Raw genomic sequence first — 12,042 nt, forward strand, 5'->3', positions numbered from 1 at the left:
CCGAAGCGCAGGTGTTTCCGGGCACGCTCGCAGCGGACCACACATTCTCACCGTCCACCGCGGACGGACTCCCTAGCGCACAGAAGCAGGGAAACGTAGACCTCACGCAGTTCTCGTCTGCGGGAGGAACGAAAGGACTTCCGTGACCGATACGGACCTGATCACCGCACCTGCCGAGCAGGAATCCGCGGGTTCGGCCGGCCCCGACTCGGGACGACCGGCCACCAAGACACGTGCACGAACCGGCCTGTCCGGCATGGTGCTCAGCGAACTGCGGACGGTCGCCGGTGAACTCGGCATCAAGGGCACCTCCGGGATGCGCAAGGGCGATCTGATCGCCGCGATCAAGGAGCGCCAAGCGGGTGGCGACGCCCCGGCCGCGAAGAGCGCTCCCGCCCGGTCGAAGGCCGGCACGTCGAAGCCGGCGACGAACGACGACCAGCTGACCATCGGCGACTCCCCGGCCGCGACCGGGGCGGACACGACCGAGAAGAACGACGCCCCCCGGAGCGGCGCGCGCACCCAGCGCGGCGCCGGCCGCAAGGCCGCTGCCGCGGACGCACCGGCCGAGGCGTCGTCCACCGAGACCGCGAACGCCGACGCTTCGGGAACAACGAACAACCCGGCTGCCACCCAGGCCGACGGCTCGCGGAACGGCGCCGACGCGGCGAAGTCCGAGGCCCAGGCCGGGGATGCACCCAAGGGCGGCAGCGCTTCCGAGACCGACTCGTCGGAGACCGGTGCGGGACGCGAGCGACGCCGCGGCCGTGACGGCTCGGGCGAGGCCGCGGGTGACTCCGACGGCAACGACCAGCGCACTCGGCGCAACCGCAACCAGAACCGCGACAACCAGAATCGCGACGGGGGCCAGAACCGCGACGGGGGCCAGAATCGCGACAAGCAGAACCGCGACGGCAACCAGAACCGCGACGGCAACCAGAACCGCGACGGAAATCAGAATCGTGACGGGGGTCAGGACGACGACGGCGAGGGCGGCGGTCGCCGTCGGGGTCGCCGGTTCCGTGAGCGTCGTCGCGGCCAGAATCGCGACACCCCGAACGAGCCGCAGGTGTCCGACGATGACGTGTTGCAGCCCGTCGCCGGCATCCTCGACGTGCTCGACAACTACGCCTTCGTGCGCACCTCGGGGTACCTCGCCGGTCCGAACGACGTCTACGTCTCGATGAACCTGGTCCGCAAGAACGGACTTCGACGCGGCGACGCGATCACCGGTGCGGTCAAGGTGCCGCGTGAGGGCGACCAACAGAACCAGCGCCAGAAGTTCAACCCGCTGGTGCGGCTGGACACCGTCAACGGCGGAGACGTCGAGACGGCCAAGCGTCGCCCCGAGTTCAACAAGCTCACGCCGCTGTACCCGAACCAGCGCCTGCGGCTGGAGACCACCCCCGAACGACTCGACACCCGTGTGATCGATCTGATCATGCCGATCGGCAAGGGGCAGCGGGCCCTGATCGTGTCGCCGCCGAAGGCCGGTAAGACGACGATCCTGCAGGACATCGCCAACGCGATCGCGACCAACAATCCCGAATGCCACCTCATGGTCGTCCTCGTCGACGAGCGTCCCGAGGAGGTCACGGACATGCAGCGTTCGGTGCGGGGTGAGGTCATCGCCTCGACCTTCGATCGGCCGCCGTCAGACCACACCTCGGTGTCGGAGCTCGCGATCGAGCGCGCCAAGCGACTCGTCGAGAGCGGGAAAGACGTTGTGGTGCTGCTGGACTCGATCACCCGTCTGGGTCGTGCGTACAACAACGCGTCGCCCGCGTCGGGTCGGATCCTGTCCGGTGGTGTCGATTCGACCGCGCTGTACCCGCCGAAGCGGTTCCTCGGCGCGGCGCGCAACATCGAGAACGGCGGGTCGCTGACGATCATCGCCTCGGCGCTCGTCGAGACCGGCTCCACCGGCGACACGGTGATCTTCGAGGAGTTCAAGGGCACCGGCAACGCCGAGCTCAAGCTCGACCGCAAGATCTCCGAGCGCCGGGTGTTCCCGGCGGTGGACGTCAACCTGTCGAGTACTCGTAAGGACGAGCTGCTGCTGTCGCCGGAGGAATTCTCCATCGTGCACAAGCTGCGTCGCGTGCTCTCGGGTCTCGACTCGCAGCAGGCCATCGACCTGCTGATCAGTCAGCTGAAGAAGACCAAGACGAACATCGAGTTCCTGATGACGGTGCAGAAGACCGCACCGGGCGGGAACAACGACGACTGAGTTCTGCGACTGCGACGAGCCACGAAGGTCACCGGACCTTCGTGGCTCGTCGTTTTCGCTCCTCGGGAACTGCGGCCTGGCGGCCGTCGTGGACTACGACACAACACTCGAGCATCTGAACCTCATCCTCCCTGAGGTGCGAGCGAAGCGAGCCACGAAGGGTGTAGCAACGTGTCTCGCCAGCCCTTCGTGACTCGTCGACCTCGACGCGCTCCTTCGTCGCTTGCTCGGCCCGGCGGCTTGCGCTCCTCGCACCTCAGGGAGCAGGGGTTTTGTAGTCTCTTCGGATCAGCGAGCGATGGGGGTTCGCTTCTCTCGGATTGGGGAGCGGTGGGAGACGGACGGGGTTGCGCGACTCGCGCGGTGTCCTCTCAGCCGGCGAGGTCGGCCGCCAGGTGTTGCCACGCCTGCGCACTCGGCGGTGCGACGGCCCCGGTCTGGGTGACGATCAGCGCGCACTCGCCTCCGCGGCTGTAGATCTCGAGTGATCCCGTGCGGTCCCACACCCCGCGGGGCCACGTCACCCAGCATTCGCCGACGAGGTCGAAGTTGATCATCACGCGGGCGCTGCCGGATGCCAGCACCATCTGGCCCCGATGCTCGCGGGCTCCGTCGAGACGGTCCTGGCGCATCTGGATGCATCCCGGCGCCGCCGTCGCGAAGGTCACGGTCATCCCCAGTCCCGCTGCGTGCTCGAGTGCGGCGATCACCGTACGTGTCTCGACGCGGACGGTACGCGCGCAGTCGAGATGGGGGAGGGCCGCCAGGCGGGCGACACCTCCGTCGGTGAGTACCGCGTCGAATTGTGCGACCTGATCGTCGTCGATCGAGGCGGACGGGTCCACGCACTGTGGCGCAGGCGAATCCACGAAGGGCCCATCAAGGACCGCGGCCGCGCCGGTGCAGGTCATCGCCTCGAACGCCAGCCGGTCGGAGTTCTCCGTCAGGTAGGTGGCGTGAGCGGTGTTGCCGCGGTGGTCGAACAGTCGCAGGGTCGGCGGAACGTGGGCGGCGGGATCGCTGAGCAACGCCGACGACAAGCGAGAGGGGTTGAGCCGCAGTGCGATCTGCTGCGAGTCGACACGAAGCGGACCGCCCACGGTCGTCGGGAGGTCATGGACTCCGACCGCGTTCATGATCACCGGACCGGCAACGGTGACGCCGACGACCTGGGCCAGGCCGGGCAGGCGCGCGGCGACCGCGGGGACGTCGTGATTCACCGAGGAGTCCGCGAATCCGGCTGTCCGCAGCAGGATCTCGAGATCGCTGCGGGCGTGCGGATGGTCCCCGGCGGAGTGGGTCATCTCAGTAGACGTCGCGTGAGTAGCGATTCTCCGCGCGCAGGCGATCGACGTACGCCGCGGCCTGGTCGGGCTCGAGACCACCGTGTTCGGCGACGATCTCGTGCAGCGCCGCGTCGACGTCGTCGGCCATCGTCGTGGCGTCGCCGCACACGTACAGATGCGCGCCGGCCTCGAGCCACGCGAACAGCTCACCGCCGTGTTCGCACATCCGGTCCTGGACGTAGATCTTGTGTTCCTGATCGCGGGAGAAGGCGAGGTCGAGCCGGTCGAGAAGCCCGTCGGTGACGAACCGGTCGAGCTCCTCGGCATAGAGGTAGTCGTGGCCGCGATGCTGGTCACCGAAGAACAGCCAGTTGCCGCCGGGTGCGCCGGCCGCGGCCCGCTCATGCAGGAAACCGCGGAACGGGGCGATGCCGGTGCCCGGGCCGATCATGATGGCCGAGACGTCGTCGGCGGGCAGCCGGAACTTCTTGTTGGGGGAGATGAAGACGGGCACGGTGTCGCCGGGCGCGCAGCGGTTGGCCAGGTGGGTCGAGCACACACCTCCGCGATCCCGGTCGGCGACGCGGTAGCGCACCGTGGCCATCGTGATGTGGACGGTGTCGCCGTGGACCCGCGGGCTCGACGAGATCGAGTACTCGCGGTGCGCGAGGGGACTCAACTCCTCGAGCAGTTCCTCGGGAGTCGGGGTGAAGGTCGGGTCCAGATCCAGGAGATCGAGGACGTCGAGTCCGTGGAGCCACGCGTCGAGTGCCTGCGGGTCACCGGCGTCGAGAAGTCGGGCGAGTTCGGGGTGTCCGGTGCGTTCGGCGACGGCCCGGACGAGGTACTTCGACGGCGCGCCGATCTCGTACCTGCTGGTCAGTGCCTCGCGCAGGGTGTAGGTCGCCTTGCGGTCGGCGATGATCTCGTCGCCCACCGCGCGCAGCCGGGCGAGCAGGAGATCGACCAGCGCGGGATCGTTCGTCGGAGCGATGCCGATGCCGTCGCCGGGCTCGTAGGTGATGCCGCTGTCGCCGAGATCGAGTTCGAGATGCCGGACCTCCTTGGCCGATCCGGGACCGGAGAGGAGTTCGTTCCGCACGACCGTCGCCGGGTAGGGATTGCGCCGGTTCCACGGCGATCGGGCCGTCTTGCCGGTACGACGGGCGGGGGAGGTCCGTGCGGTGTCGACTGCGAGGCTGCTGCCGGTGGAGGCGGCGTCGTACATCGAGGATTCCTTCGGGGACGGGGTGCGGGGGAGCGTGTGCCGCCGACAGGGCGGGCGACGCCACGGTACTACACTTAGGCAACCCTTACGAGGATCGCGATCTGCGTCACGTGCAGTGGAGTGCGGGTGGCCGTGCCGGGAATGGATCCGAGCGGCCTGCCGTTGAGGCACCTGCGACCGCGGTGACCGGGATTTTTCCCGGGTGATGCCCCCGTGGCATACTGATCGGTCGAGTCCGGTTCCGGTTCACACCGTCGACAAGCGACGGTGACCCGGCGACCTCAGAAAGGGACAGTCAGACATGAAGCAGGGAATCCACCCCGAGTACGCGACGACCACCGTCGTCTGCGGCTGCGGCAACACCTTCGAGACCCGCAGCACCGCTGCCAACGGTCGGATCAACGTCGAGGTCTGCTCGCAGTGCCACCCGTTCTACACGGGCAAGCAGAAGATCCTCGACACCGGCGGCCGCGTTGCCCGGTTCGAGAAGCGCTACGGCAAGCGCGCCAAGTAGACCACGCTGCGACGCCCGCCCGACGATGTCGGGACGGGCGTCGCTGTGTTTTCCGGTCAGAGTTCTTCCCGGTGTCGCCGATCATCCGGCGTGCGCCGGTCGACAAGTGAGGTCGCCTTCATGAGTACGCAGAGTCCCTCGGCCATCGACGACATCCTGGCCGAGCACTCGGGTCTCGAACGCCAGCTGGCCGATCCCGCCCTGCACGACGATCCCGCCGCGGCCCGTCGCGTCGGTAAGCGATTCGCCGAGCTCGCGCCCGTCATGGCGACCTACACCCGGTTGAAGGCGGCACGCGAGGATCTCGAGGCCGCACGGGAACTGGCCGCCGATGACGCGTCGTTCGCCGCCGAGATCCCCTCTCTCGAAGAGGCCGTCGAGGAACTCGACGCGACGTTGACCGACCTGCTCGCCCCGCGCGACCCCCACGACGCCGACGACGTGGTCCTGGAGATCAAATCCGGTGCGGGCGGCGAGGAATCGGCACTGTTCGCGGCGGACCTGGCCCGGATGTACCTCAAGTACTGCGAGCGTCACGGCTGGAAGGCGCAGGTGCTCGGCGTGACCGAGTCCGATCTCGGCGGCTACAAAGAGGCCACCTTCTCGATCAAGTCGAAAGAGGCCGTGCGCGACGGGGTCTGGTCGCGACTGAAGTTCGAGGGCGGTGTGCACCGCGTCCAGCGGGTGCCGGTCACCGAGTCGCAGGGCCGCATCCACACGTCGGCGGCCGGGGTGCTGATCTACCCCGAGCCCGAAGAGGTGGCCGAGGTGACGATCGACGAATCGGAACTGCGCATCGACGTCTACCGCTCGTCCGGCAAGGGCGGCCAAGGCGTGAACACCACCGATTCGGCGGTCCGGATCACCCACCTGCCCACCGGAATCGTCGTCACATGCCAGAACGAACGTTCGCAGTTGCAGAACAAGGCGCGCGCGATGCAGGTCCTCGCCGCCCGGCTGCAGTCCGCAGCCGAGGAAGAGGCGGAGGCCGCCGCCGCGCAGGGTCGTGCGGCCCAGATCCGCACCGTGGACCGGTCCGAGCGGATCCGGACCTACAACTTCCCCGAGAACCGCATCACCGATCACCGGATCGGTTACAAGGCCAACAATCTCGACGCGGTGCTCGCCGGTGACATGGACAACCTGCTCGACGCGCTCGTCGCCGCGGACCGGCAGGCCCGCATGGAAGCGGAATAGGAGTCGTGACCGGCAGGCCGACCCCGTTGTCGGACGAACTGCGTGCCGCGACCGCCCGTCTCGCCGCGTCCGGGATCGACTCCGCACGCCGTGACGCCGAATGGCTGATGGCCCACGTGCTCGGGATCGATGCGGGCCGACTGGTGCTGGTGGACACGATCGACGACGCGCCGGCCCGCGCGTTCCGGTCGGCGATCGACCAGCGGTCGCAGCGGATTCCCTTGCAGCACATCATCGGGACCGCCGCCTTCGGCCCCGTCGAGCTGGCCGTCGGCCCCGGGGTGTTCATCCCCCGGCCGGAGACCGAGTACCTCCTCGAATGGGCGGTCGACCGACTCCGCGCCACCCCCGGATCGCATTTCGCGGCTGATTTCTGCAGCGGCAGTGGGGCACTGGCGATCGGCATCGCCGCGATGAGTCCGGCGACCCGGGTCGTGGCGATCGAGGCCGACGAGGATGCGCTGGTGTGGTTGCGTCGCAACGTCGCCGACGCGACACCGGCCGTCGGGTCACGGGTCGACGTCGTCGCCGCGGACGTCACCGATCCGGATCAGGTCGCGGGAGCCGTCCCGGCCGGCAGCGTGTCGGTCCTGGTCACGAACCCGCCCTACGTGCCGCTCGACGCCGTGGTCGGACCCGAGGTCGCCCACGACCCGGCTCGCGCGGTCTTCGGCGGCGCGGACGGGATGTCGGTCATCGTGCCGATGGTGCCGGTCATCGCCCGCACGCTGACGCCGGGTGGCGTCGTCGGGATCGAACACGACGACACGACCGCCGACGCCGTCGTGTCGTGCCTGCACGCGCACGGCGACTTCGAGGAAGTCACCCGGCACACGGATCTGACGGGCCGGCCGAGGTTCGTGACGGCGCGCCGACGGCAGGCCGGGTCCGTCGGACGCGGCATGGCAGGATGATCGCGTGAGCACTGTTTTCGACTGCAACGATCCACAGAACCGCTGGTCGGGGATTCGGGCGGCGGTCGGGGCGGCGAAAGCCGGACGGCTGATCGTGATGCCCACCGACACGCTCTACGGAGTCGGTTGCGACGCCTTCGATTCCGACGCCGTCGGTGCACTCCTCGCGGCCAAGCACCGGGGACGCGACATGCCCGTGCCGGTCCTGGTCGGTTCCTGGTACTCGATCGACGGCCTGGTCCTGTCCGTCCCGCAGCCCGCACGCGACCTGATCGAGGCCTTCTGGCCGGGCGGCCTGAGTCTGGTTGTCCGACAAGCACCCTCGCTGGCGTGGGACCTCGGCGACACCGACGGCACCGTCATGCTCCGGATGCCGCTGCACCCGGTCGCGATCGACGTGCTGCGCGAGGTGGGGCCGATGGCGGTCTCGAGCGCGAACGTCTCGGGGCGTCCGCCGGCGACCACCGCCGACGAGGCGCGCGAACAACTCGGCGACGAGATCGCCGTGTATCTCGACGGTGGCCCGGCGCCGGCCGCGCAGGCGTCGACGATCGTCGATGTCTCCGGGCCGAGTCCGCGCATCCTGCGCGAGGGTGCGGTCTCGACGGACGCCGTCGCCGACGTACTCGACACCGACCCGGCCGCACTGCTCGCGGAGCGATGAGCCCCGACGCGCCGAGGTCCGGACCACACGGCGTCGAGGCGGGTGGCGCCCCGACCGGCGACGCCGCGGTCGACGCCATGGTGAGCCGCGAGGTCGGCCGGCGCCGCGACACCTTGCAGTTGCTCGCCAGCGAGACCGATCCGACGCCCGGGGTGCGGGCCGCGATGGCGTCGGTCTTCGACGCGAAGTATGCCGAAGGGTATCCCGGGGCGCGCTACCACGGTGGTTGTGACGTGGCCGACGAGCTCGAGGAGCTCGCCGTCGGCCGGGCCCGTGCGCTGTTCGGCGCCGAGTACGTCAATGTCCAGCCGCTGTCGGGCAGTGCGGCCAACCTCGCCGTCTATGCCGCCTTCGCCCAGCCCGGAGACCCGGTGCTCGCGCTGCGCCTCGAACACGGCGGCCACCAGACGCACGGTTCTCGGGCGAACTTCTCCGGGCGGTGGTTCTCGCCGTTGCACTACGAGGTCCGCCGCGACGACGAACTCGTCGACTACGACCAGGTCAGGGATCTCGCGCTGGTGCACCGCCCCCGCATCCTCGTCGCCGGCGCCGCGTCCTACTCGCGGACGTTCGACTTCCCGACCCTGCGCCGGATCGCCGACGAGGCCGAGTGCATCCTCTGGGTCGACGCCGCACATCTCGCCGGGCACATCGCGGCCGGCCTGCTGCCCTCGCCGGTGCCGCACGCCGACATCGTCACCCTGTCCACCAACAAGGTGATCCGCGGTCCGCGCGGCGGGGTCATCCTCGCGCGGGCCGAACACGGCGAGGCCCTGCGCAAGGCGGTCTTCCCGTTCGTGCAGGGCGGTCCCGCGATGCACGCCGTCGCCGCGAAGGCGGTCGCCTGCGCGGAATCCGGTACCGACGAGTTCGCCGGCTACGTCCGTCGTGCGGTGGACAACGCCCGCGGTCTCGCCACGGAACTGGCCTCTCGGGGCGCCCGGGTGGTGTCCGGCGGCACCGACATCCACCTCGCGGTCGTCGACGTCAGCGGCTTCGGCATCTCCGGGATGGAGGCGCAGCACCGGCTCGGCGCGGCCGGGATCGTCGTCGACAAGGCGGTCCTCCCGTTCGACACCCGCCCCGTCTCCGAGGGATCGGCGATCCGGATCGGTACGCCGGTGGCCACCGAGCGCGGCATGACCGCCGCGATGCATCCGATCGTCGCCGACGCGATGGCCGCCGCGATGTCGACGCGCGACCGTGAGACACACCAGCGGATCCGTCGCGAGATCGCCGCACTGGCCTACGGGTAGCGTGGTCGCAATGTCGGAGACCCTTGCCCGTCTGACACCGGTGGTGGCGCGATGACCGGTGCCGCACCGGTGTTGCTCGCCGCCGCCGCGGACGGGGGAGGGACGGGCGTTCCTCTGCGCGAGCTCCTGCTCGTGGGGCTCACGGCCGCGGCCATGACCTACCTCCTGACCTCGGCGGTCCGCGTCTTCGCGATCCGCGCCGGCGCGGTCGCCGTGCCGCGGGTCCGCGACGTGCACGTGATCCCGACACCTCGCCTCGGCGGGCTCGGGATGTTCGGTGGGGTGGTCGCCGGGATCGCGCTCGCCGCGAACCTCCCCGCGCTCAATCGCGGTTTCGCCTACACCACGGACATGACGGCGGTGATCGCCGCCGGCACGGTGATCGTCCTCGTCGGCGTCGTCGACGACCGGTGGGGCCTGGACGCGCTGACCAAATTCGTCGGTCAGCTCACCGCCGCCGGCGTCCTGGTGCTGCTCGGCATCAGCTGGCTGCAGCTCTACATCCCGTTCGCCGACATCGGCACGCTGGTGCTCGACCCGCTGCAGGCCGGTCTCCTCACGGTCGCGATCACGGTCGCGACGATCAACGCGATCAACTTCGTCGACGGCCTCGACGGTCTGGCCGCGGGATTGGGACTCATCGCCGCGGCGGCGATCTGCATGTTCTCGCTCGGTCTGCTGCGCGACCAGGGCGGCGACGTCAGCTACTACCCCCCGGCCCTCATCTCGGTGGCACTGGCCGGCGCGTGCCTCGGATTCCTGCCGCACAACTTCTCGCCCGCACGGATCTTCATGGGTGACTCGGGTGCGATGCTGATCGGTCTGCTGCTCGCCGCGGCCTCCACGAGCGCCTCGGGCCGTATCGCCGTGAACGCCTACGGACCGGCCGACATCTTCACGCTGCTGTCCCCGCTGATCCTGGTCGCCGCCGTCGTCTTCATCCCGATGCTCGACATGCTGCTGGCGGTGATCCGGCGGACCCGGGCCGGCGTCGGTTTCTACACCCCGGACAAGATGCACCTGCACCACCGGCTGCTCGAACTCGGGCACTCGCAGCGCCGGGTCGCGCTGATCATCTATCTGTGGGTCGGGGTTCTCGCGTTCTCGGCGGCGGCCAGCACGCTGTTCCCGCTGTCGGTCGTCGCGCCGGCCTTCGGTGCGGGCCTCGTCGTCGCGATGCTGGTGACGATGGCGCCGCGCCTGCATCGACGCCTCGCCGAACTGCGAACGTCGACGAAGGCGTACCACTGACCGGTGTCCGGCGACCCTGTGGTTACCGTGATGGCGGTACCTCGGCCTAAGGTAAGGAAACCGTAAATTTTCGTGTACTATCGCCCGTAGTAGTCAACATGTGCGCAGGCCCGGACACAAAGCCCCGGTTCTGTCTCACACGACGCAATACCCCCCGGTGAGACACCAAGAACGGTGTTGGTAGGGTCACAACGAAACGCGAGCTGACGCCCAGCGGCCATGTGCTGCTGCACGTACGCGGGTGATCCGTGCCATCGGTATGGAGTAGGAGAGCTGAGGAGGGACATGACCGCATCTGCCCCTGATTCGGCCCCCGTCTATCCCCAGGCGCCGACCGGACTCCGCCGCCCCGCGCTCATCGCGGGCGGGTTCATCGTGGTGGTGGCTGCCGTCTCGCTCGCCGTCGGACATCCGCTCTTCGCGGTGTTCTTCCTTCTCGGTGTCGCCGGGATCTTCGTCAACGCGATCCTCGTCCGACGTGCCGTCGACGTCGTGGTCGCCGACGAGAACCCGCGCAAGACCGCCCTTGCACTCAACTCCGCCATGCGACTCGGTGCCATCACGGCGCTCGCGCTGCTGGCGGCTTTCCTGGTCCAACCCGACGGGTTGGGCGCGATGTTCGGACTCGCCATCGGCCAAGTGGTCTTGGTGCTGAACACGGTCATTCCGGTGATGAAAGGACTTCGTAGCCAACCATGACGACCGCCTTCAACCTTGCCGCAGAGGATGGCGAACCGGCCATTCAGGTGGGTCATTACACCAAATTCGAGCTGTTCGGACTGACCTTCAACCTGGAGACCATCATCGCGACGGCGCTGGCCGCGGCGATCATGCTCGCGCTGGCGTTCTACCTGAAGTCGAAGGTCACCTCGACCGGCGTGCCGTCGGGTGTGCAGCTGTTCTGGGAGGCCATCACCATCCAGATGCGTGGGCAGGTCGAGAGTGCCATCGGCATGAAGATCGCCCCCTACGTTCTCCCGCTCGCGGTCTCGCTCTTCACCTTCATCCTGATCTCCAACTGGCTGTCCATCCTGCCGGTCCAGGTCGGTCACCACGAGATCCTCAAGCCGCCGGCCGCGGACGTGAACTTCGCCTACGCCCTTGCGCTCTTCGTCTTCGTCTGGTACCAGATCGCCGGCTTCCGGAAGCGCGGCCTGCTGGGTCACCCGAAGCGGATCATCAAGGGCCACGTCGCATTCCTCGCGCCGATCAACGTCATCGAGGAGTTCACCAAGCCGATCTCGCTCTCGCTGCGACTCTTCGGCAACGTCTTCGCCGGCAGCATGATGGTCGCCCTGATCGCACTCTTCCCGCCGTACATCATGTGGGCGCCCAACGCGATCTGGAAGTCCTTCGAGCTCTTCGTCGGTCTGATCCAGGCGTTCATCTTCGCGCTGCTGACGATCCTCTACTTCTCGCAGTCGATGGAGACCGAGGATCACTGACCCGCCCGAACCAGGGCACCGCGCGGAGACGGACACGGCCGCGCCCACAACCGAACA

11 protein-coding genes are annotated in these 12,042 nt (G+C 68.7%); 9 read left to right on the forward strand and 2 right to left on the reverse strand.

The genetic code is table 11. From position 1 onward, the window contains the following. Positions 1-142: 142 nt before the first annotated feature. Entirely contained in the window at positions 143-2,230 is a 2,088-nt protein-coding gene (gene rho / locus ACFUEJ_RS19540; protein ID WP_068969914.1) for a transcription termination factor Rho, read from the forward strand. Positions 2,231-2,601: 371 nt separating this feature from the next. Here the strand turns inward: rho and ACFUEJ_RS19545 are convergent, their stop codons facing one another. Next, the gene (locus ACFUEJ_RS19545) at positions 2,602-3,534 is read right to left on the reverse strand and encodes a heme transporter (protein WP_137810073.1); all 933 of its coding nucleotides are present in this window, start codon (positions 3,532-3,534) and stop codon (positions 2,602-2,604) included. Between the two features lies 1 nt (position 3,535). Beyond that, on the reverse strand, positions 3,536-4,744 hold the full coding sequence (locus ACFUEJ_RS19550) for a sulfite reductase subunit alpha (protein ID WP_205333586.1): 1,209 nt from the start codon (positions 4,742-4,744) through the stop codon (positions 3,536-3,538). A 301-nt stretch (positions 4,745-5,045) separates the two neighbouring features. Between ACFUEJ_RS19550 and rpmE the strand changes: the two genes are divergently transcribed. The 8 genes from rpmE to atpB all read left to right on the forward strand — a co-directional run bounded on the left by rpmE (position 5,046) and on the right by atpB (position 11,985). Further along, positions 5,046-5,258 carry a 50S ribosomal protein L31 gene (rpmE, locus tag ACFUEJ_RS19555; protein ID WP_010842972.1) on the forward strand — a complete coding sequence of 71 codons (213 nt, stop codon included), beginning with the start codon at positions 5,046-5,048 and terminating at the stop codon, positions 5,256-5,258. Between the two features lie 120 nt (positions 5,259-5,378). Further along, positions 5,379-6,455 (forward strand): peptide chain release factor 1, encoded by a 1,077-nt coding sequence (prfA, locus tag ACFUEJ_RS19560; RefSeq protein WP_055474996.1) that lies wholly within the window; start codon positions 5,379-5,381, stop codon positions 6,453-6,455. A 5-nt stretch (positions 6,456-6,460) separates the two neighbouring features. Then, positions 6,461-7,369, forward strand: a complete 909-nt coding sequence (locus tag ACFUEJ_RS19565) for a HemK/PrmC family methyltransferase (protein ID WP_055474995.1) — start codon at positions 6,461-6,463, stop codon at positions 7,367-7,369. Between the two features lie 4 nt (positions 7,370-7,373). Further along, positions 7,374-8,033 carry an L-threonylcarbamoyladenylate synthase gene (locus ACFUEJ_RS19570; protein ID WP_055474994.1) on the forward strand — a complete coding sequence of 220 codons (660 nt, stop codon included), beginning with the start codon at positions 7,374-7,376 and terminating at the stop codon, positions 8,031-8,033. Then, positions 8,030-9,289, forward strand: coding sequence for a serine hydroxymethyltransferase (glyA, locus tag ACFUEJ_RS19575; protein WP_084817209.1), 1,260 nt, complete (start codon positions 8,030-8,032; stop codon positions 9,287-9,289). Before ACFUEJ_RS19570 ends, glyA begins: the two co-directional genes overlap by 4 nt. A 51-nt stretch (positions 9,290-9,340) precedes the next feature. Beyond that, positions 9,341-10,540 (forward strand): glycosyltransferase family 4 protein, encoded by a 1,200-nt coding sequence (locus ACFUEJ_RS19580; protein WP_055474993.1) that lies wholly within the window; start codon positions 9,341-9,343, stop codon positions 10,538-10,540. Positions 10,541-10,825: 285 nt separating this feature from the next. Then, the gene (locus ACFUEJ_RS19585) at positions 10,826-11,239 is read left to right on the forward strand and encodes a hypothetical protein (RefSeq protein WP_004021250.1); all 414 of its coding nucleotides are present in this window, start codon (positions 10,826-10,828) and stop codon (positions 11,237-11,239) included. Further along, positions 11,236-11,985 (forward strand): F0F1 ATP synthase subunit A, encoded by a 750-nt coding sequence (atpB, locus tag ACFUEJ_RS19590; protein WP_055474992.1) that lies wholly within the window; start codon positions 11,236-11,238, stop codon positions 11,983-11,985. Before ACFUEJ_RS19585 ends, atpB begins: the two co-directional genes overlap by 4 nt. Positions 11,986-12,042: the final 57 nt, after the last annotated feature.

Source organism: Gordonia sp. NPDC057258 (assembly GCF_042668985.1).
Taxonomy (GTDB): Bacteria; Actinomycetota; Actinomycetes; order Mycobacteriales; family Mycobacteriaceae; genus Gordonia; species Gordonia hongkongensis.